Here is a 21,247-nt window from a genome sequence, read left to right as displayed (position 1 = left end):
CAACTTCATTGTGTCAACTACTTTTTCCAAAATAATTTGGAAATGCTTTCATGTCACTATCAAAGCCATAGAGAGTAAGGGCTTTAGGCTATAGTATTGCTGGATGTCACTGAGGAAGCAATTAAATTTGTGAGGAATTCTGGTATTTTGCCGCCCTGGTTGGTTTTAGATCCACTGTTGCGTGGCTGGTTGATAGAGGATATTGGCAGGGGCGATCGCACTACAAATACCCTGCTACTAGAAAATGTGACGCTAGGCTCTGCTAAATGGATAGCGAAAGCTTCCGGGATTATTGCTGGCTTACCTGTTGCAGCTAGGGTGTTTCAGATTTTGAATGAAAAAGTCAGCTTTGTGGCGCTGGCAGTCGAGGGTGCATGGTGTGAGCCGGGACAAGTGGTAGCTGAAATTCATGGTTCGCTGGATGCGCTGTTGATGGGGGAGCGGGTAGCGCTCAACTTGGCTATGCGTTTGAGTGGGATTTCTACCCTCACTCATATATATGTAGAGAAAATTGCAGATTTACCTGCTCAGTTGGTGGATACGCGTAAAACTACACCAGGGCTGAGACTGTTGGAAAAGTACGCGACTGCTTTGGGTGGGGCGATTAATCACCGTATGGGTTTGGATGATGCGGTGATGATTAAGGATAATCACATTGCGGCAGCTGGGGGAATTGGAGAAGCTGTTACTCGTATTCGTTCTCAGATTCCTTATCCCTTGACTATAGAGGTAGAAACGGAAAGTTTAGAGCAGGTGAAAGAAGCTTTGCAGCACAAGGCTGACATTATTATGTTGGACAATATGCCTTTGGATATGATGCGTCAGGCGGTGCTGTTGATTCGCCAGCAAGATAGTCGGGTGAAAATTGAAGCTTCGGGGAATGTGACTTTGGAAACAATTCGCGGTGTGGCGGAAACGGGTGTTGACTATATTTCTAGCAGTGCGCCGATTACTCAATCGAAGTGGTTGGATTTGAGTATGAGGATTGTATTTTAAATATCATGAGGTGAATCATCCTATTGCAAAGTCGGTGTAATGTCGCATTTTTGGAGGATCAAAGCCTAAAACAATGTCTTCTTTGGGGACACCGAGTTCAACTAACTGGTTTGCAATCCCAACTTCGGTACCATCTTGTTGAATCCAAATTTTGCGATCGATGATGTCGAGGTGAAGGACGGTACCATACAGTCGCTTTGAGCCGCGCCAGCCAACGTAGACTAGTTGGTAGTTGTCGCGTTCGATATCAAAAATAATTTGGGCTTGGATGCGATCGCTTTCTGACCTTTTTGGAACTAGATCAACAACGACAGCAAGAAAGACAACGAGCAGAACAAGCTGAGGCGCAGTTAGAAGCTCTCCGTGCTTTATTACAAGAGCAGGGAGTTAATTTATACCAATTGTGACCGAATTTAATTTACAAGTTTAAGAAAATAGCGATCGCTTTAAACAAAAGGTTTACTAACTCGCAGTCCCATGACCACTAAGTCCCGTTCAACACTATCAAGTTCGGCAATGTTAGGTAAATGTCCCCAGCGTTCAAAACCAAACGTTTCAAAGAGTTTTAAACTGGGCTGATTGTGGGCAAAAATGAAGCATACTAGGCTCTTTATACCCAAACTAGGACTTTCGTTAATTGCTTGTGCTAAGAGTTGCCGTCCCAGGCCAGACCGATGAAAGTTAGGGGCTATGTAAATACTAATCTCGGCAGTCTTACTATAGGCGGGTCGCCCATAAAAGGATTGGAAACTAAGCCATCCAGCGATTACTCCGTCTGCTTCAATTACCCAAAGTGGACGTTGCGAAGGCAATCGCCCTTTAAACCAAGCAAGGCGACTTTCCACGGATACTGGTTCTAAGTCAGCCGTTGCCATGCGGCTGGGAACTGCGGCATTGTAAATTGCCACAATTGCAGGTAAGTCAGTTTCAGCCGCATGGCGAATAGTCATTGCTACCGTCTCGGAAAAAATCTTCAGAAAATATTTAAGAATAATACAGTGTTAACAGTAGCAATTCTACGGCTTTTATCGTAATTATTACAGATACTTTCCCAGGTAAGGGCCTCATACCTTACATAAGATAATTTCTAATTCTGCTATCAAGTATGCGATGCGCCACTACGAAAGGCATCACGCTTCCTATAACTAGAGGAAAATCCCAAGGGATTATAGTAGACATCTCCGAAAATTAAATATGCATTATCCAGAATCCTTATAGAGACGTAGCAGCGCTACGTCTCTACATTCATTTTCGCAGATGTCTAGTGTTTCCTAATTACATGAGGTACATCATAGCCCTCTCATTGCTTGCGGGGAGGAGTTGGGGGTGGGTTGCTGTACCTCACAAGGGTAGAGAAACGCCATACCTACTGTTTTTTGCGTAACAAAGAAACTTTATAACTCCTGATTTTTAAAGTCTAAGTTTTTATTCCGAACGTATCATTCAATATTCATACTAGAGAAATAGGTAATTTTATCATGTCAGGAAAAATCAACTTTTTTCTGTGAATATTTCTATACCGCTTTGGTCAATTTGAGATAATTTAAGTTCTTTGATTCAGTAACCACAAATACTTTAGTAACGTTTTTGATTTAATTTTTCTATCCGAAAAAACATTCTCAAATTCTTTAATAGCAATACTTACAGATAATTTTACTATGTATCTGTACATAGACAATTTAGAAATATATATAACAATATATTGTCTTTTATCGCTATTAATATAAGTTTTTAAATTTCTATTAATAGTGACAACTATATATTGTATAGCTAAAGAGAGAGGTTAATATCATATATTGTTGTTTAATATTAATACAAGCATTAAGTTATTAATATTAAATAAAAGTATTATGCCTAATAATTGTCTCAAAAATAATGATAAATTCAGTGCTAATCAATATAGTAATATTCCGAATGTTGTTGAAATAGCGCTTTTGATAGATCAAATAAAAAGTAATATTTGGCTTTTTGGTATTCCATCTTGGCTTTTTGGAATCACTGATAGAAGTATAGCCGCATTTGTCGATGGTTATTTATCTCCTATAGAAATATTTCAGCTATTTACAGCCTCTTTCTTTTTTGTGAGTTGGTTATATCTAAAGCCAGAAGAAAGCTTCAATAGCAATGATTTAGGCCCCATCCAATATCAAGAATATCTTGATCGTACTCAAGCTAACAAGCTTCAATTAAAAAAGCTCCACATGATTAGCCAGGAGTATATTTTACCTTTCCCTTATATTTGCCAAATCTATCATCTATTGAACTTAAAGCATTTGGAAACAGTTCATAGGTTTAGCCTTAATAATCTTAAAATTCTGAATATTAGTCAGTTTAAAACTACAGATGTTGGTGGTACAATCACATTTAAAACGATCTTAGATTCGCCAGCTAATCCTTTAAGAATTTGGCGACAACCGACTGTGGAGGTGGACTTAATATTACATAGTCCTTACACTGTTGAATTGAGTATTCCAGTCTATAATAACAAAAGGATAATTGTGATATTTCATGCTTTCCCTTTAAGTGACTCAGAACATCAGTTGTTTATAGATATTTATAGCGATCTAGAGTGGCCAAAGCCATTACTACAAATAATATTGCATTTTGCTTCTTGTTTGACACTCTTTGAAGATCTGCCATATCTAAGAGCTTTAGCTGATAAAAACATAGACCGTTTATTCAATTTAAATAGGACTTCTAATCACGAGACTGCGTTGCTGTTTAAAAGGTTCGTTGAGCTATATGGATCGAGTCAACAAGCAACTAAATTACTTGAAGGAAGAGAAGAGAGTTAGGAATTTTAAACTCATAACTCTTGATTTTATTTAGTTAAGCACGTGCTAATAAAGGAGCCGCAGCTAGTAAGGTTTTGGTGTAAGGGTGCTGAGGATTGGCGAAAATCTGTTTTGTCAGACCGAGTTCGACAATTTTACCGCCATTCATCACGGCAATACGATCGCACAAAAATCGAGCTAACCAAAGGTCATGAGTAATGAATAGATAAGTTAAATCAAACTCTTCCTTTAATTGCAACATCAAATCCAGCACTTGTGACTGAACACTGGCGTCTAACATACTCACTGGTTCATCGCAGATTAAGAGTTTAGGGTGAGTAATCAAAGCACGAGCGATCGCAACTCGTTGCTGTTGTCCTCCAGACAAATCTGATGGATAACGCTGATAATACACTTCTGGCGGTGTTAACCCAACTTTATTTAGCATCCATAAAACCTGTTCTTTGGCCTTGGCTGAATTGGCTAAATTGTGGATAAATAAAGGATCGGCGATACTTTGTCCGACTGTCATCGCTGGATTGAGACAAGCATGAGGGTCTTGAAAAACCATTTGTATTTGTCGCCGTGAAGAACGAATTTCTTGACGCGACAGTTTAGTTAAATCCTGTCCTAAAAACTTAACTTTGCCACTAGTGGGGCGAATTAGCTGCAAAATTGTTCGTGAGAGTGTACTTTTTCCACAACCTGATTCCCCGACTAAGCCGAGAATTTCTCCTGAATAAAGATCCAGGTTGATTCCATCTACTGCTTTAATTGTCTGCGTTTGTGTATTAAAAAGTCGTTCGATAAAGTTAGGTTCGATGGTGTAGTGTTGCTTGAGTTCTGTAACGCTCAAAATTGGAGATTGTTGATTAATAATCGGTAATTGCTTTTCTGCGTCGTTGGCAATTATCAATTCTCCACTATCAGTTACTGCTTGAATGTGTAAAGCTGCTTTTAGAAGCGATCGCGTGTACTCATGTTGAGGTTGCCTAAATACCGTTTCTGTAGCACCCATTTCGACCATTTTGCCGTTATACATCACGCCAATGCGATCGCAATACTCAGCCACCATTGCTAAATCATGAGATATCAGCAATAATCCCATGTTTTCTTCACCGCACAGGCGAGTTAATTCTTGCAATATCTGCGCGGAGACGGTGACATCCAAACTGGTGGTGGGTTCATCGGCAACAATTAACTTGGGGTTGAGGAGTAAAGCTAAAGCGATCGCTACCCTTTGGCGCATTCCGCCGCTAAACTCATGAGGAAACTGATTCCAACGACTAGCGGGAATATTCACCTTTGCCAAGGTAGCAAGTGCTTTTTCTTTCGCTGACCGCGTTGATAATTCTGGTGAGTGCGCCTGGAGGGTTTCGATACAATGCTTACCAATCGTCATCAACGGATCGAGGCGTGTCATGGGATCTTGAAAAACTAAGGCGATCGCTTCTCCCCGAAATTTACGCAACAGGTTAGGTGTCAAGTCAAATACTGACTGTCCTTGAAATATCACCCGTCCCTCAACACGACTAGAGGATGGTAGTAAACGCATTACTGCCCGTCCAATAGTTGATTTACCACAACCTGACTCTCCCACCAATCCCATTCTTTCACCTGGTTTCAAGGTGAAAGATACATCATCAACCGCCCAGCTTGCTTCTTCTCCACTCCGTTGAGGATAGGCAACTCGCAGATTTTCGATACAGAATAAGGCTTCACTCATAGTTTAGTTATCAGCCCTGAGCTACCAGTTTTTATAATTTCAAATTTAGGATAGTCTATCAAATTAAGTATTAGACCTGTTTTATAAAACAGAATTCAGGAGTCAGAATTCAAAATTCAGTTAGGTATTCTGTATGACCGGCGGATAGCGCAGGGTTGGCGAGTCTGCGTTAGCGAGTATTTTCGAGTCGCGTCTTGATTCTGACTTCTTCTTCAAAAAACTTACCTAAACGTAGCCAACTTGATTTAGTGTACCTGTAGCGATCGCGTTCAGGAGGCAGGAGTAAGCAAAGTTTAAAAGCGTTGGACTTAGTTTGTATCTCACAGTACTTGATGCTCGTACCATTATCTTCTTTTTAAACCAGGTAATGACCCACAACTAAAGTAATCAATCATAATTCTTTCCTCCTGCCTTTTGCCTCCTCTCAATTGGAGACAGCTATCGATATTCTTGATAAGCACTGCTAAAGTTGATACAGCACACAACTATGATGTTATAAGTGCAAAATTTAAATCTGTAGGAACTAGAATCAAAATTAAGTTAGTAAATCAGGATTTTCAAGTTAATATTATGGAGCAAAATCAGCCAGAACAGCGCCGCGCTGCCGATCAAGTGTTTCAACAGTCCCTCGATCAGTTGGAGGATATCTTACAAGAAAATTTGACAGAGGAAGAGGAGATACCCCAACTGCATACTAGTAATTTCACTGAAGCTGAACTCGATCAAGACTTGATAGATATTGATTTAGCAGCTCTTGAAGACGCAGTTGCCGATATTGAAAAATATCTCGAAGAAATAACAAAAACCCAATTGGGGTAAAAAGCTAAAATTTATTATTGACAAATTATTTGCCGTTGAGCTTCGTACAACATTAAAGCAGCTGCGATCGCTACATTCAAAGATTCCACCCCAGGACTCAAAGGAATTCTGACTTGCCGATCTGCGATCGCTGCTAAATCTGCCGACAATCCAGCACCTTCATTTCCCAGTAAAATCAGACTGGGTTTTCGCCAGTCTACCTCCCAATAAGTTAAAGTCGCACTAGGTAAGGTTGCTACTACCTGCATTCCTGCCTGCTGACTTTGTTGGACTGTCGCTTTTAAATCTTCGGTTACGGCTGTTGCTAGGCGAAACCATTGCCCTGCGGAAGCACGCAGAACTTTAGGACTATCTAAATCTACGCTATCTCCACTAACCCACAAACCCGATGCTCCGGCGGCGGCGGCGGTGCGGATCATTGTACCCAGGTTGCCGGGATCTTGTATTGTTTCTAAAGCTAGCACTAAACCTGTAAATGGTACTTGAGTTTGGTGTTCCCTGCGTTTTGCCGTTGCCACCACCCCATCTGGTTGGACTGTAGTAGCGATCGCATCCAAGACTTCTCTACTGACAATTTCGGCGCGATCGCATCGGCTACAAGCTTCATCCCACAGCGAAACGTGGGCTGCTTGCCAATCAGGGGTACAACACACGGTTTCCAGTGAGTAATTAACCGCACAAGCCTCTTCTAACAGGTGTGTCCCTTCTAGTAAAAATAACTGCTGTTTGTGCCGCTCCTTGGTGGAGTGCAGTTTGCGAATTTGCTTAACTAGAGAATTTTGTAAACTGGTCAACATCAAAAAATTAGGAGTTAGGATTTAGTACTTAGGAGTTAATTTCAGTTGTCTTTCAACTCATAACTCCTCACTTCTAATTCCTAACTGTAGATAGTATGCGGAACCCGGGACTTGAACCCGGAAGCCTTGCGGCACTAGAACCTGAATCTAGCGCGTCTGCCAATTCCGCCAGTTCCGCTGGCACTTATAACTTATCGACAATTTCCTATTATTGCGTAATTTTCTCCCTTTGTCAAGTAAAAATATAGGCCTAGTTCAAAATCTCAGACTGGAAACGAGTGATTCAAGCGATCGGTCAAATCAAAATATTAACTGAACAATACAGGATTGATTTTTAGAGAATACTTAAGTTATTTTACTGAGTATTTAATTTTGCTTTCAACTACTACTTGCTCATTATTTTTTGTTAAATTTTTGAAAAGCTCAAAAGGCTTGCCATTGCTTATTTTCAGCCCGGATTTTTCACTCAAAAAACATTTTTTTATCCAAGATGCTGCTCTAAAATGTGGACATTTTGAATCTTTACTGTAGAATCAAAACCAACTTCAAACATATAAAATACGTATTACTTTTGGAGGTAGGCTTATTAATCCTTCTACCAGCTTACCAGATGCCAAAATTGCTCCAGAAGCAGACTCCTCAGTCTTGCAAATTTGGGGTGGGCATCCTTTGCGAGGTCATGTGAAAATTAGCGGGGCAAAAAATGCAGCACTGGTAATCATGGCTGGAGCCTTGCTGTGTCCGGGCGATTGTCGTATCCGCAATGTCCCCTTGTTAGCGGACGTAGAGCGTATGGGTCAGGTCTTATTGGCTTTGGGTGTGCAATTAACCCGACAAGGCGACATTTTAGACATCAACGCCAGCGAGATTAAAACATCAAAAGCTCCCTACGAACTAGTTACCCAGTTGAGGGCGAGTTTTTTCGCCATTGGAGCCATTCTGGCAAGACTGGGAGTAGCACAGATGCCATTACCAGGCGGTTGTGCTATTGGGGCAAGACCTGTTGACCTGCATGTTCGAGGACTGCAAGCAATGGGCGCGGAAGTACAAATTGAGCATGGCATTTGTAATGCCTACGTCCCGGGCAGCAACCGGAGATTAAAAGGTGCGAAGATTTACTTAGACATCGCTAGTGTTGGAGCGACGGAAAATTTGATGATGGCGGCTACCCTGGCAGAGGGTGAAACGATCATCGAAAATGCTGCCAGAGAACCGGAAGTAGTCGATTTGGCTAACTTCTGTAATGCGATGGGAGCGAAGATTAAAGGAGCGGGGACTAGCAGAATCATTGTCGAAGGAGTCCCCAAATTGCATTCTGTTGACTACAGTATTATTCCCGATCGCATTGAGGCTGGGACATTTTTGCTGGCAGCAGCAATTACCCGCTCAGAACTTATCCTCTCGCCAGTGGCTCCAGAACACCTTATACCAGTCATTGCCAAGCTGCGGGATATTGGAGTGACAATAATTGAGGACAAGCCTGAACACTTACGCATTCTGCCTGCGGAAACCCTCAAGGCAACGGATATTGAAACTCAATACCATCCAGGTTTTCCCACAGATATGCAAGCGCCGTTCATGGCTTTGCTGACATTGGCAGAAGGCGACAGCGTGATTAACGAATCCGTCTTTGAAAATCGCTTGCGTCATGCCTCAGAGTTAAATCGCTTGGGGGCCGATATTCGTGTCAAAGGCAATGCTGCTTTCGTTCGGGGAGTACCAAAATTGTCTGGCGCACCAGTATTAGGTACAGACTTACGAGCATCGGCAGCGCTAGTCATCGCAGGACTGGCAGCAGAAGGACAAACCACGATTCAAGGATTACAGCACCTCGATCGCGGCTACGATCGACTCGATGTGAAATTGCAGCAATTAGGGGCTAAAATCCTCCGCGTGGGCGAAACACCAGCAGACGCAGAAGTTGCTTCCACTATCAGTAGTCTGTCAAGTTGAAATTGATTTGGTTAAAACTGACCCTGGGATGAGGGAGACAAGGGAGATAAAGTAAAATTTCTCTCCCTACTTCCCTTCATTTCCCCATCTATACCTTGCGATCTGCTAAATTCTCCTGATAGATAGAGGCTTTTAAGCTTTGTTAATATCTTTTTTTGATGAATATTCAGGAAAATCTGTGTTGGCTGTTACAATATTGTTAAGAAAAGTTGCCCGTTGCATTTTGGGAACGCGCAATTGGGTTTTAACTCTCTTGAGAAGACAACGCAAAAAAACATTTTCTAGACCAGCTGTGGGAGGCTGGTCTTTTTGTATTAAAGGTAGTTTATATACTAATTATCCGATAACTCACTACAAACACTTTGAGAATCTATATTTGATAACTTCAGCACTCTAACTGAACAATGCTAAAAAGGAGTAATTTTTAAGTAATTTCCCCAATTAATCTGTTTCATCGAGATTAAATTTACTAGAAATTTTCATTTTCCTGCCCCTACAACTTATTGCATCAATATGAGCATCACTATAGTGTCCTGAGATATTAAGACCAGCAAAAATACTGAGTTTTATTTTTGAGATCACACACAAAATAAAAGACGCAAATTTATACTTTGCGTCTTCTTTTAAGATTTTAAAAATTAGAAAGTGAATGTAGTTCTCACTGTACCAATCACGATATCGTCGTTTTGATTGTTATGATCTGGTGCTGTCAGCCAGATAACTCCTGGGGTAATGCTAATATTGTCACTCAACTTATATTGATAGAAACCTTCAATGTGATATGAAGTGTCTGGATCTTTGTTGATGCCTGCATTGCTGAGAGAACTGCTTACGCTGGTAACTTTAGGTTCCATACCGACAATAATGCCTGCAATGTTACCTGTTTTACCAAGATCAGGGAAAGCCAGGGTGACGGCATAGTTCCAGATGTCAGCATCGCCAGGAGTAACTGAAAGAATGCGAGCTTTGGTAAAGCCAGCCCAACCGCCAATCACAAATTTTGAGCTAGGTTGGAAAGATGCTTCTATACCGTAGGAGTTACTAGAAGCATTCTGCAAGATGTTATTAGCGTTATTGCTACCGCCACTACCATTGGCAAAAAAAGTATTGTTGTAGGCGTTAAGGTAGGTTAAACCAAGAGTAATTTGATTGGTAGGCTTAACAGTTAACTGCGCCATAGCACCATAAGCACCATTGAACAGTCCAGAGCCTAGCTGAGGGTTAGCAGCATCATTCGCTAAATACCCCAAGCTTAGTTCCAGCTTATCGCTGAACTCGTGTTTGATTCCGATACCAGCACCATTGGCTAGATAATAAATTGGGTTGCGAGTTCCAAAATGGGAAAGGGCACCGCTACCACCGTCCCCATCTAGGTATGGGTTGACTGTATTAGTGAAATCATCAATTGCACCTGCATTTGCTTCCAAGGTGACGTTTGTTTTCTTACCGAGAGGGAACTGATACAACAACGCATCTATCACAACTGCATTACTGTTGTTACCACCAGCAAATCGGAAGTCACCTTCTGGTGTAAACGTAGCAGTCTGAGAGAAGGGGTCTAAGTTTGTTGCCTGAAGCCTTGTTCTGAGTAAATCTTTACCTGTGAAACTGGTGTCGAGGTTCAGACGCACCCGATCTGCAAGGACAGCATTTTGGTTGACTTCTTGACCATTAACTGTGTTTCCACTTACGACACTCGCGATCGCTATTACTACTTCTCCATTCAGTTTGGTTGTGGTTGAAAACTGATGTGCCTCCAATTCCGCAGTACGTGTTTCTACTGCATCCACCCGACCTCGGAGTGTCGCTAGTTCTGCTGAAAAGTTTTCTTGCAGCTTTTGTAATTTGGCTAAATCTTCTTTTGTCACCAAATCAGCTGTGCCAGTGGCTATTAGTTCGTTAACCCGATCCAGACAAGCATTCAAACCAGCAGCAAACTCATATCGCGTTAGAGCGCGATCGCCACGATAAGTGCTATTTGGGTAGCCTGCAATACAACCATAGCGCTCTACCAACGATTGTAAGGCTTGGAATGCCCAGTCTGTAGTTTGCACATCAGATAACTGAGACACTGAGGTGACTTGCGCCATTGTCTGATCTTTGGTGCTTGGACTAGCTAAAACTTGTGGTTGATTGATTTTAGAGGCGCTAGATGTTTCACCTGCAAATACAACCGTATTTACAGATAGCATTACACCGCAGACTGCTGGACTAAATAGCAGATATTTACAGAATTTTTGCATTTTTCTCCTCACACTGAGCTCCAACTCACACCCAAACCACGTTTTTTATAACGTGTATTTTATGAAAATATTTCTCAGTAATCTTATCAGAAGTTAGGAAACTTTTTGAGAAAGAAGTCAAGAAATCCTAATTATTCAGGGAAAACTAAATTGCAAAGGGCTGTACCCCATGAAAAGTTTGTTGTTACTCATTACACAAGAAATCTAGAATGATATTATTCATTTTTAATGAGAATGAGAATTATTCTAGTATAGAATTTAAAATAGTTCTCATTGTAAATGGGAACTGTGACATAGGTAGAGCAAGCATCGGTTTTGAGGAGAAAACACCGTGATTGTAAATTGCAGAGGATTTAGACCTGGCAGGCAAAGAAGCGGCATCTTGCCCATCGTTGCTGTGCTAATGTTGTCGATGGCTACTGGCTGTAGTCAATCGAACCCTAATCAGGAAAAAACTTCCGAACAGTCGCCGAAAGTGCAAGAAGTTGGTTCTACCCCATCGGTACAGTTGGGAAAAACTAAAGTAGTGACGACATTTTTGCCGATATATTTGTTTACTAAGGCGGTAGCTGGAAATGTCGCAGATGTAGAAATTTTAGTGCCACCTGGTACGGAGGTACATGAATATCAAGCGACACCAGAAAATGTCAAAGCGATCGCAACTGCCAATGTGTTAGTAAAAAATGGTTTAGGTTTGGAGGAATTTCTGGAAGGTACTGTCAAAAATGCCCAAAATCCTAAATTAACTGAAATTGATGCAAGCATTGGTATTAAACCTTTAAATGAAATTTCACCTGTTGTCAAAACAGCGCCAGATGAAAAAGACCACGACCACCTCCAAGGTAATCCTCATGTTTGGTTAGATCCTGTTTTGGCAAAACAGCAGGTAACAAATATTCGAGATGGATTAATTGCTGCTGACCCCGCAAACAAAGCTACTTACGAAGCAAATGCTACGGCTTATATTAAAGAATTAGAAAGTTTAAATAGCGAATTTCAGCAAACTTTGCAAAAAAATCCCAGTTGCACCTTTATTACTTTTCATGATGCGTTTCCATATTTAGCTAAACGCTATAATCTCAAGCAAGTTGCGGTGGTAGAAATTCCCGAAGATCAACTTTCACCAGCAGATGTACAAAATGCAATCAGTGCTGTGAAAAAGTACAAAGTTAAAGCTTTATTTAGTGAACCAGGAGTAGATAATAAACTGCTGGTCAGCTTATCCAAAGACTTGAAATTAACTTTGCGTCCTCTGGATTCTCTGGAAACTGGCGAAACTGCTCCGCAGTATTATTTTAAAGCGATGAAAGCTAATTTACAAATTTTGGACACCTCCTGTAAATAAGTTGTAATTTGTCCTTTGCAAATGACTAATAACTAATGACTAATAATATTTTAAAAGTAGAAGGTTTAACTGTTTACCAAGGCAGCCATCTAGCGGTTCGAGATGTTTCCTTTGAATTGTTGCCAGGAACAGATACAGCCATCGTTGGCCCCAATGGTGCTGGTAAAAGTACTTTGGTAAAAGCAGTTTTAGATTTGATACCTCGAAGTGCTGGGACGATTGAAATATTGGATCGTCCAATTACCAGACTCGGGCATTTACGCCACACATTGGGCTATATGCCACAAAACTTCATTTTTGACCGCAGCTTTCCCATTTGTGTTAGAGAATTAGTAGGGTTGGGATGGACTAAAGAAGGGAAAAGAAAGAATTCATTTTTCTCCAGCCTATGGAAACAAGACCGAGAAAAATCGGTAGCAGTAACAGAAGCTTTACGGCGGACTGATGCTTATCATTTACAGCATCAAGCTATTGGTACTCTTAGCGGCGGTCAACTCAAGCGGGTTTTATTGGCTTATTGTTTGGTAATGCCTCGGAAGCTGTTGGTACTAGATGAAGCCTTTGCTGGTGTTGATGTGCAAGGTGCAGCAGATTTTTATGCTTTGCTAAATGAATTAAAAAGGGAAGAAGGTTGGACAGTATTGCAAGTTTCTCACGATATTGCTATGGTAAATCGCCATTGCGATCGCGTGCTTTGTCTGAACCAAAGCATTGTTTGTACTGGTAAGCCAGAAATTGCCCTTTCACCGCAAAACCTGTTAGCAACCTACGGCCCAGGTTTCAGCCGCTACCAGCACCAACATTAATGCCCATAAGTATGAATTTCTTCAATGATTGTCAGATACCTTGGCTTGCGATCGCCAATAATATTAATGACTTGGTAAGTTTGTTACAACACCCCTTTATGCAGCGTGCGATCGTCGGTGCTGCCTTGATGGGAATACTTGGCGGGATGTTGGGTAGTTTTGTCACCTTGCGCCAGTTATCATTTTTCAGCCACGCGGTTGGTCATGCAGCACTCGTAGGTGTGGCATTAGGCGTGCTGCTACAGATAAATCCTACTTGGATGTTATTGCCTTTTACCTTAGTTTTTGGTGTTATTGTTCTTTACTTTATTGACAAAACCGATTTAGCTAGCGATAGCATACTTAGCATAGTGCTATCTGGGGCATTAGCGATCGGTTTAATTCTCACGAGCCAAATTAAAGGCTATCGTGGCAACTTGATGGCTGTGCTGTTCGGAGATATTCTAGCGATCGACACCACAGATTTGGTTTTGACGTTGCTAGTACTTGTGGGAGGTAGCATATTTTTACTATCAACCATGCGACAGCAAATTTTATTGACCCTTAATCCAGATGTAGCACAAGTTCAAGGTGTTCCCGTCCAATTGTATCGCTACGCTTTTGTGGTCTTGCTTTCACTCGCTGTTGCTGTCGCAATTAAAGCTGTTGGTGTTTTATTGGTGAACGCCTTTTTAGTTATTCCCGCCTCCACCGCTAAACTGATGAGTCACCACTTTAGCCACTTTCTAGCTATGTCGGTGATAGTTGGTTCCATTAGCAGTATTGCTGGAATCATGGTGTCCGGTCTTTTCAACCTGGCTTCTGGCCCAAGTATTGTTCTTGTCCAGTTTCTACTATTTGTAGCCGTTTTCATCTGGTTCAAGTTGAAGTTGAAAGCTGCGTAAATATTTTTTCTCCAAGGGCTTGCTATATTCTTAGATGTTTGCTACATTGATTAATCGTGGCTCACAAAAGCCCCAGCCGGGATAGCTCAGTTGGTAGAGCAGAGGACTGAAAATCCTCGTGTCACCGGTTCAAGTCCGGTTCCTGGCACTTTTAAGACCGAGTATTAAGGAATTTTGACCAAAAGTCATAAGTTTGGCTTAGGCAAGGTTTAGTCGAAGATTTAGCGCTTTTTGATAACCCAAAATGTGAGAAACCTGGGGGCGAACGTTATTATTCGCCATCAGTTCAAAAGCTCTTAATCACATTTGTAAACTCGCAGAGTTTTTTCATATTTCGCCTGCTGCTTTGTTTGAATCATAAGAGGGAAAACTTTACAGATTCCTCCTTGGTGTGGACTTGACATAAAGCCAACTGATGTAGCAAGATTCACTTAAATCCCTTTCGTCCCACATCTCGCAGTGGGTAGGAGGCAATGTATGATTGGCAGTATTTCTTTAACCACGATCGCAGCAATTTAAATCAAGGCACTTACCGCATCTTTGAACCGGAGTGGAAAGCAGATATTCTCCACTGGTTCACCCAAAAGGATGTAGATAAGCAGCAGAAAAAAGATTTTATCCAAGCTTTAATAGATTGTGATGACGGCTGCGGCGATTTTTATCGGTATCGCGCCTATTTTTTGGCGGCTGAGGCTTTATCCCAACAGTTCATATCGCTACGAAGCCGTATTTAACATTATCTGGCATTGTGCCGAAAATCTAACTTACCCAGATTTCCACAAAGCAATCAACTAAACAACAAGCGCAGAATTCTTTCTCCTCCTCCGCGTACCTCTGCGCTTCCCTCCGCGTCCCTTTGCGTTAAAAAACAATCTCCCCCCTCATCCTCTCCTCCAACACATCCAATAACCCATCCACATCCTTCCCAACTTCCTCAAAACAAATCGGTGGCGCTGGTTCCGGTGCAAACTGAATTAACTTAATTTCCCCCTTCCCAATCCCAATCATCACAACTTCCACTTCCGGCTTGTGATTCTCCACAATTCCCAAAATTTCCTGAAGCCGATTATCAACCCTAATATTTAAATTCTCTATCTGCTCTTTCGGACAATAAACAAAATGTGGTGTTGGTTGCAAATCAATACCAACAGTACCCTGACTGTCACCATTTGCTAACCACAATCCCCAAAACAGCGCCGCCAATTCCTGCTGATTTGCTTTGACAAACTTATCCAACTGGCGACGCCACTTAGTATCACCTGATTCTGGTTGACTATTACCAAAAAACATAAATAATTCGTAATGAAGACACAGACAATAGGCGAAACTTATCTCAAACCTGACTGTACACGCCAGAGGCCGGAATAAATACAGTCTTTCTCCAGCAATTGTTCGTGGGTTCCCGACTCTACTAATTTCCCATGTTCCATGACATAAATGCAATCGGCATTGCGGATGGTGGAAAGACGATGAGCGATCGCAATTGTAGTTCTATCTACTGTAATCCGTTCTAGCGATCGCTGGATTGCCGCTTCTGTTTCATTATCCACCGCCGAGGTCGCTTCATCTAAAATCAGAATGGGCGGATTCTTTAAGACTGCGCGGGCGATCGCAATCCGTTGTCTTTGTCCACCAGATAATTTTTGTCCTCTTTCCCCCACAATTGTCTCATAACCTTCGGGCAATTCAATAATAAATTCGTGCGCCTCGGCTATCTTTGCCGCCGTGATGATTTCTTGCTCTGTAGTCTCAAAGCTACCATAAGCAATATTCTCTGCTACAGTGCCATGAAATAGAAACACATCTTGACTCACCAAACCGATGCAGCGCCGTAAATCTTGCAAATTCAAACTTTGCAAATCAATGCCATCCAGAGTGATGCTTCCAGCTTGCACCTCATACAACCGCAGCAAGAGTTTGACTAAAGTGCTTTTACCAGAACCAGTTGAACCGACAATTGCAATGGTTTTCCCCGCCGGAATATCCAAAGACAGATTTTTAATCACTGGAAATCTATCTTTATAGGCAAAATAAACATTGTTAAATTGCACTTCACCGCGCACTTCATCTATAGGTAACGCCACATCACCTGTATGAATAGCAATAGGAGTATCTAATAAATTCATGACTCGATTAGTAGAAGCCATTGCCCTTTGATATTGGTCAAAAGTTTCGCCTAATCTCGTTAAAGGCCACAGCAAACGCTGAATTAAAAACACTAATACGCTGTAAGTACCTACAGACATTTCTCCAGAAACAGCTGCCATCCCGCCATACAAAAGTAATGCCGTAAAACCCACCAAAATCAGCATCCGAATTAGCGGCACAAAAGCAGCAGAAAGAGTAATTGCCTTATAATTACTGTGGCGATAAGCGTCACTATCTAATTCCAAACGAGAGGCTTCATAAGCTTCAGAGGTGAAGCTTTTAATAGTAGTAATTCCGCTGATATTATTTGACAAACGCGTATTGAGAAAACCTACCTTTTCGCGGATATCAGCGTAGCGAGGTGCTAGTAGCCGTTGGTAGGCAAAGGAACCCCAGAGGATGAATGGCATCGGTGACAAAGCCATCCAAGCTACACTAGGAGCCAAAATAAAGAAAGCAGCGCCAATAATTAGGACAGTTGCAGAAACTTGGATGATATCATTTGCTCCGCCATCCAAAAACCGCTCTAATTGGTTAATATCATCACTGAGGATAGACATTAAACCGCCAGTGCTGCGTTCTTCAAAATAAGCCAATTCCAACTCTTGCAAATGTTTGTAGGCATCCAAACGCAAGTCATGCTGAATATTCTGAGCCAAATTCCGCCAAAGTCGCTCGTAGGCGTACTCAAAAACCGATTCTAGTATCCAGATGACCACAGTCAGGAAGGAAATAATCAAAAATTGTTGAAAGACATCGCGTACCCCTAACTGTGCAATTATGGAATCCTGTTTCTTGACTACCACATCCACCGCCACGCCAATTAAGCCGGGTGGTGCTAAGTCGAAAAATTTATTGAGGGTAGAATAAGTAGTCGCCAGCCAAATTTGTTTACGATACTGGTGTCCATACTCCAGCAAACGCTGGAGAGGATGCGCTGAATGTTTACGCCTTCTTGATGCCCGATGAGATTTTAATACAGTAGCCACGGCTTTTTGCGATTTCGTGCCACTGATATTACCACGGAACAAAGTCTTGAGTCCTAAGTCCTGAGTCTGAAGATTGATTCAGGCATACTAGTGAGAAACTTAAATTGGGGACTGGAGACTGGGAAAAGGAGACAATAAGTAGAATAATCACTCTTAACTCCTAACTCTTAACTCCTAACTCAGCACTCAGCACTCATATTGGAGAAAGGAATTTGAAAAATCAGCAATTGGGTAATTGGCAAACCACAGTGTTGGGAATTGTGTTAGCAATACTAGTGATTATCGGGTTAAATTCCTTTATCATTATTAACCCAGGACAAGCAGGAGTAATCAGCATCTTGGGTAAAGCGAGAGATGGTGCTTTATTGGAAGGTATTCACCTGAAACCGCCTTTTATCACTGTAATAGATGTGTATGATTTAACAGTGCAAAAATTTGAAGTACCAGCAGAGAGTTCCACTAAAGATTTGCAAAATTTATCTGCGAGATTTGCAATTAACTTTCGCCTCGATCCGATAAAGGTAGTTGAGGTTAGAAGAAAACAAGGAACATTAGAAAATATTGTCTCAAAAATCATTGCCCCTCAGACACAAGAAGCATTTAAAATTGCCGCAGCGAGAAGAACAGTAGAAGAAGCAATTACCAAAAGAAGTGAATTGAAAGAAGACTTCGATCAAGCCTTAGGCGATCGCTTAGACAAATATGGGATAATCGTGTTAGATACTAGCGTAGTTGATTTAGCATTCTCGCCAGAATTTGCCAAAGCAGTTGAAGAAAAACAAATCGCTGAACAGCGAGCGCAAAGAGCTGTTTATGTAGCACGTGAAGCTGAACAAGAAGCACAAGCAGATGTGAATCGCGCTAAAGGTAGAGCAGAAGCTCAAAGACTCCTAGCAGAGACACTCAAAGCCCAAGGAGGACAGTTAGTTCTACAAAAAGAAGCAATTGAAGCTTGGAGAAGTGGCGGCGCTCAGATGCCGAAAGTCCTCGTTATGGGTGGTGATTCAAAAAGCGGTGTTCCCTTCATATTCAATCTTGGGAATGTTCCAAATCAACCTTAATTAGACTCAATAATACTTAGTAAGTTGGGCTAGTCTCAACTAAAACACAAGAGAAAAACCAACAAGATAAAAATCGAAGTTTATGTCAACCCCCAATCCTCAGAATCTCACCGCCGAAGAAGCGAAAAAATTACTGAACAAATTCAACTGCTTAGATATAGCTCCTATCCTCGACTCATCAGAAAAAGTAGTAATTCGTAATGCCTTAATTTTACTCACCAAGCTTGCTGATTATCAAATTTTAGGAATTTGTGCCGATACAGCAGAAGAAGGAATATTGGCAATGAAAACCTATTCTCTGGCTTTGGGTTATGAACCACCAGATAATTTACTCACACCAGAAGGCCCAGTTTATATCAAATTAAATGGTAAAAATGGTCTGTGTTATCTTGATTCATACTCTGGACATCATCGTGGTGTATTAGTGTCTTGCCAGTCTTACCACGAAGATGGAATCAACGAAATGTATGGACATCTACCCTTGGATTTATTTGTATAGAATTCGGCAATGCATAATGTAGGTAAGGTATGAGCTTTGCCTACTCACTAATGAAAAATAATTAACGACTTCAATCTTATGAGTATTATTACACTACAATCAGTCAAAAAAGACTTTGGCATCAAAGAGATTTTAAAAGATGCTAGCTTTAGCATTGATGCTACCGATAAAGTTGGTTTAATTGGTACTAACGGTTCTGGTAAATCAACTCTATTAAAAATGATTGCTGGTTTAGAATCCATTGATAGCGGGCAAATTTTAATCAACTCCGGTTCTAAAATTATCTACTTACCCCAGCAGCCAGATTTAGATGAAAATCACACAGTTTTAGAGCAAGTTTTCGCCGACAGTGGCGAACATATTGCTTTGGTGCGTGAATATGAAGAACTTTCAGATAAATTGGTTCACTATCCAGATGATAGTCAATTGATGTCTCGTCTTTCTGTGGTCATGCAGCAGATGGATACGAATGATGCTTGGGAACTAGAAACTAATGCCAAAATTATCCTGACAAAATTAGGAATCTCTGACTTTGATGCCAAGATAGGCACTTTATCTGGAGGTTATCGCAAGCGCATTGCTTTAGCATCAGCTTTGCTATCAGAACCCGATGTTTTGCTGATGGATGAGCCGACAAACCATCTTGATGCTCTTTCTGTAGAATGGTTACAAAGTTATTTAAATCGCTATCGCGGCGCACTTTTTCTCATCACTCACGATCGCTACTTTCTAGATCGCGTTACCAATCGGATTATTGAAATCGACCGAGGCGACATTTACACCTATTCAGGTAACTATTCATATTACCTCGAAAAGAAAGCTTTAGCTGAAGAATCTGCTGTCAGCAGTCAACGTAAACACCAAGGCTTGTTGCGCCGCGAGTTGGAATGGCTCAAAAAAGGGCCGAAAGCCAGAAGTACCAAGCAAAAAGCGAGAATTGACCGCGCTCACGCTCTGCGGGATACTGAATTTAAACAAGTTCAGGGTAAAGTTGATATTTCGACAGTTGGTCGTCGCATTGGGAAAAAAGTTATTGAATTAGATAACGTTTCCAAAGCCTATAATGGACGCACTCTAATTAATAATTTCACCTACGAATTTAGTCCAGAAGACCGCATCGGTATCATCGGCGCAAATGGTGCTGGTAAATCGACTTTAATGGATATTATTACTGGTCAGGTTCAACCAGATTCAGGTGTTGCAGAAATTGGGACGACAATTCACATCGGTTATTTTGACCAGCATTCTGAAGAATTGCTCACAGCCTTAAATGAAAATCAGCGCGTGATTGACTATATCAAAGAAGAAGGTGAATTTATCAAAATTACCGATGGAACTCAAATTACTGCTTCGCAAATGTTAGAGCGGTTTTTGTTTCCTGGTAATCAACAATATGCGCCAATTAGTAAACTTTCTGGTGGTGAAAAACGCCGTTTATTTCTATTGCGAGTTCTGATGGGTGCGCCCAATGTCTTGATTTTAGATGAACCGACAAACGATTTAGATGTGCAGACATTGGCAGTACTAGAGGATTATTTAGAAGATTTTGTCGGGTGTGTAATTGTAGTTTCTCACGATCGCTACTTTCTCGATCGCACCATCGACACAGTATTTTCCTTTGAGGAAGGCGGTAATCTGAGGCAATATCCAGGTAATTACTCGATTTATCTGGATTATAAGAAGGCTGAAGAGGCACAGCTACAGGCTGCGAACGCTAAGGAGAAGCCTAAAAATGTCGAAGTTCAAAATGGTGCGGCTTTACCCAAGGATGTAGAGAATACCAAGCGGCGTAGGTTATCCAATTGGGAGAAAAAAGAATTTGAGCAGTTGGAAGGTAAGATTGCCGAGTTAGAGGCTGAGAAAGCGGAAACCGAGAAAACGCTGGCGAATGTCTCACCGGGGAATTATAGCCAAGTACAGAAATTATACGATCATGTGGAAAAGCTCAAGCACACGATCGATGTGGCAACTGAACGCTGGTTAGAATTGGCTGAGATGGAGTCTTAATTTCTTAACGTGATGTGAATTAAGACAGGAGACGCGATGAATCGCCGTCTCTACAATTAGTCTTTTGTAGAGACGGCGATTTATCGCGTCTTTATTCTATGATGATTTATTTAGCATGGGTGGTTACGGCATTCCGTTAACACACCCAATACGGTTCGGTTAAGATCCCCCCGCCTACGGCGACCCCCTTAAAAAGGGGG

Annotated in this window: 18 protein-coding genes and 2 tRNA genes; 12 read left to right on the top strand and 8 right to left on the bottom strand. The window is 41.4% G+C overall.

Going from position 1 to position 21,247, the window contains the following annotated elements:
- The first annotated feature begins 129 nt into the window (after positions 1–129).
- The gene (gene nadC / locus HWQ39_RS33685) at positions 130–996 is read left to right on the top strand and encodes a carboxylating nicotinate-nucleotide diphosphorylase (protein ID WP_292854545.1); all 867 of its coding nucleotides are present in this window, start codon (positions 130–132) and stop codon (positions 994–996) included.
- A 15-nt stretch (positions 997–1,011) separates the two neighbouring features.
- Here nadC and HWQ39_RS33680 read toward each other — a convergent pair whose 3' ends face one another.
- Both HWQ39_RS33680 and HWQ39_RS33675 read right to left on the bottom strand, forming a co-directional pair.
- Complete coding sequence (locus HWQ39_RS33680) at positions 1,012–1,329, bottom strand: XisI protein (RefSeq protein WP_292854543.1); 318 nt, start codon at positions 1,327–1,329, stop codon at positions 1,012–1,014.
- A 113-nt stretch (positions 1,330–1,442) separates the two neighbouring features.
- The gene (locus tag HWQ39_RS33675; protein WP_292854533.1) at positions 1,443–1,946 is read right to left on the bottom strand and encodes a GNAT family N-acetyltransferase; all 504 of its coding nucleotides are present in this window, start codon (positions 1,944–1,946) and stop codon (positions 1,443–1,445) included.
- A 900-nt stretch (positions 1,947–2,846) separates the two neighbouring features.
- Between HWQ39_RS33675 and HWQ39_RS33670 the strand changes: the two genes are divergently transcribed.
- Positions 2,847–3,791 (top strand): hypothetical protein, encoded by a 945-nt coding sequence (locus tag HWQ39_RS33670; RefSeq protein WP_292854531.1) that lies wholly within the window; start codon positions 2,847–2,849, stop codon positions 3,789–3,791.
- 34 nt (positions 3,792–3,825) lie between these two features.
- Here the strand turns inward: HWQ39_RS33670 and HWQ39_RS33665 are convergent, their stop codons facing one another.
- Positions 3,826–5,496: an ABC transporter ATP-binding protein gene (locus tag HWQ39_RS33665; protein WP_292854529.1), complete on the bottom strand. Its 1,671-nt coding sequence runs from the start codon at positions 5,494–5,496 to the stop codon at positions 3,826–3,828.
- A 450-nt stretch (positions 5,497–5,946) separates the two neighbouring features.
- On the opposite strand from HWQ39_RS33665, the gene HWQ39_RS33660 reads away from it, so the two are divergent.
- The gene (locus tag HWQ39_RS33660) at positions 5,947–6,315 is read left to right on the top strand and encodes a hypothetical protein (RefSeq protein WP_366932331.1); all 369 of its coding nucleotides are present in this window, start codon (positions 5,947–5,949) and stop codon (positions 6,313–6,315) included.
- 14 nt (positions 6,316–6,329) lie between these two features.
- Here HWQ39_RS33660 and HWQ39_RS33655 read toward each other — a convergent pair whose 3' ends face one another.
- Positions 6,330–7,112, bottom strand: coding sequence for an RNA methyltransferase (locus tag HWQ39_RS33655; RefSeq protein WP_292854526.1), 783 nt, complete (start codon positions 7,110–7,112; stop codon positions 6,330–6,332).
- Positions 7,113–7,208: 96 nt separating this feature from the next.
- A tRNA-Leu gene (locus HWQ39_RS33650) sits at positions 7,209–7,290 on the bottom strand.
- Between the two features lie 407 nt (positions 7,291–7,697).
- Between HWQ39_RS33650 and murA the strand changes: the two genes are divergently transcribed.
- Entirely contained in the window at positions 7,698–9,065 is a 1,368-nt protein-coding gene (gene murA, locus HWQ39_RS33645; protein ID WP_292854538.1) for a UDP-N-acetylglucosamine 1-carboxyvinyltransferase, read from the top strand.
- A 638-nt stretch (positions 9,066–9,703) separates the two neighbouring features.
- Here the strand turns inward: murA and HWQ39_RS33640 are convergent.
- On the bottom strand, positions 9,704–11,308 hold the full coding sequence (locus HWQ39_RS33640) for an iron uptake porin (RefSeq protein WP_292854523.1): 1,605 nt from the start codon (positions 11,306–11,308) through the stop codon (positions 9,704–9,706).
- A gap of 403 nt (positions 11,309–11,711) precedes the next feature.
- Here HWQ39_RS33640 and HWQ39_RS33635 point away from each other — a divergent pair, with 403 nt between their 5' ends.
- The 5 genes from HWQ39_RS33635 to HWQ39_RS33615 all read left to right on the top strand — a co-directional run bounded on the left by HWQ39_RS33635 (position 11,712) and on the right by HWQ39_RS33615 (position 15,077).
- Positions 11,712–12,653 (top strand): metal ABC transporter substrate-binding protein, encoded by a 942-nt coding sequence (locus HWQ39_RS33635; protein ID WP_292854535.1) that lies wholly within the window; start codon positions 11,712–11,714, stop codon positions 12,651–12,653.
- A 35-nt stretch (positions 12,654–12,688) separates the two neighbouring features.
- Positions 12,689–13,459: a metal ABC transporter ATP-binding protein gene (locus HWQ39_RS33630; RefSeq protein WP_292854521.1), complete on the top strand. Its 771-nt coding sequence runs from the start codon at positions 12,689–12,691 to the stop codon at positions 13,457–13,459.
- A gap of 11 nt (positions 13,460–13,470) precedes the next feature.
- Positions 13,471–14,343, top strand: coding sequence for a metal ABC transporter permease (locus HWQ39_RS33625; protein ID WP_292854519.1), 873 nt, complete (start codon positions 13,471–13,473; stop codon positions 14,341–14,343).
- A 75-nt stretch (positions 14,344–14,418) separates the two neighbouring features.
- A tRNA-Phe gene (locus HWQ39_RS33620) sits at positions 14,419–14,491 on the top strand.
- A 325-nt stretch (positions 14,492–14,816) separates the two neighbouring features.
- Complete coding sequence (locus HWQ39_RS33615) at positions 14,817–15,077, top strand: hypothetical protein (RefSeq protein WP_292854516.1); 261 nt, start codon at positions 14,817–14,819, stop codon at positions 15,075–15,077.
- Positions 15,078–15,204: 127 nt separating this feature from the next.
- Here the strand turns inward: HWQ39_RS33615 and HWQ39_RS33610 are convergent, their stop codons facing one another.
- Positions 15,205–15,633, bottom strand: a complete 429-nt coding sequence (locus tag HWQ39_RS33610; protein WP_292854514.1) for a hypothetical protein — start codon at positions 15,631–15,633, stop codon at positions 15,205–15,207.
- 38 nt (positions 15,634–15,671) lie between these two features.
- Entirely contained in the window at positions 15,672–17,480 is a 1,809-nt protein-coding gene (locus HWQ39_RS33605; RefSeq protein ID WP_292854511.1) for an ABC transporter ATP-binding protein, read from the bottom strand.
- A gap of 212 nt (positions 17,481–17,692) precedes the next feature.
- Between HWQ39_RS33605 and HWQ39_RS33600 the strand changes: the two genes are divergently transcribed.
- The 3 genes from HWQ39_RS33600 (at position 17,693) to HWQ39_RS33590 (ending at position 21,047) form a co-directional block, all read left to right on the top strand.
- Positions 17,693–18,541, top strand: a complete 849-nt coding sequence (locus HWQ39_RS33600; protein WP_292854508.1) for a prohibitin family protein — start codon at positions 17,693–17,695, stop codon at positions 18,539–18,541.
- Between the two features lie 82 nt (positions 18,542–18,623).
- Entirely contained in the window at positions 18,624–19,040 is a 417-nt protein-coding gene (locus HWQ39_RS33595; RefSeq protein ID WP_292854506.1) for a DUF1824 family protein, read from the top strand.
- A gap of 78 nt (positions 19,041–19,118) precedes the next feature.
- Positions 19,119–21,047, top strand: coding sequence for an ABC-F family ATP-binding cassette domain-containing protein (locus tag HWQ39_RS33590; protein ID WP_292854503.1), 1,929 nt, complete (start codon positions 19,119–19,121; stop codon positions 21,045–21,047).
- Positions 21,048–21,247: the final 200 nt, after the last annotated feature.

The organism is Nostoc sp. NMS8, assembly GCF_017115045.1.
Classification (GTDB): domain Bacteria; phylum Cyanobacteriota; class Cyanobacteriia; order Cyanobacteriales; family Nostocaceae; genus Nostoc.
Note: the sequence above shows the minus strand (reverse complement) of the source record. Positions and strands in the feature narration are given on the sequence as shown.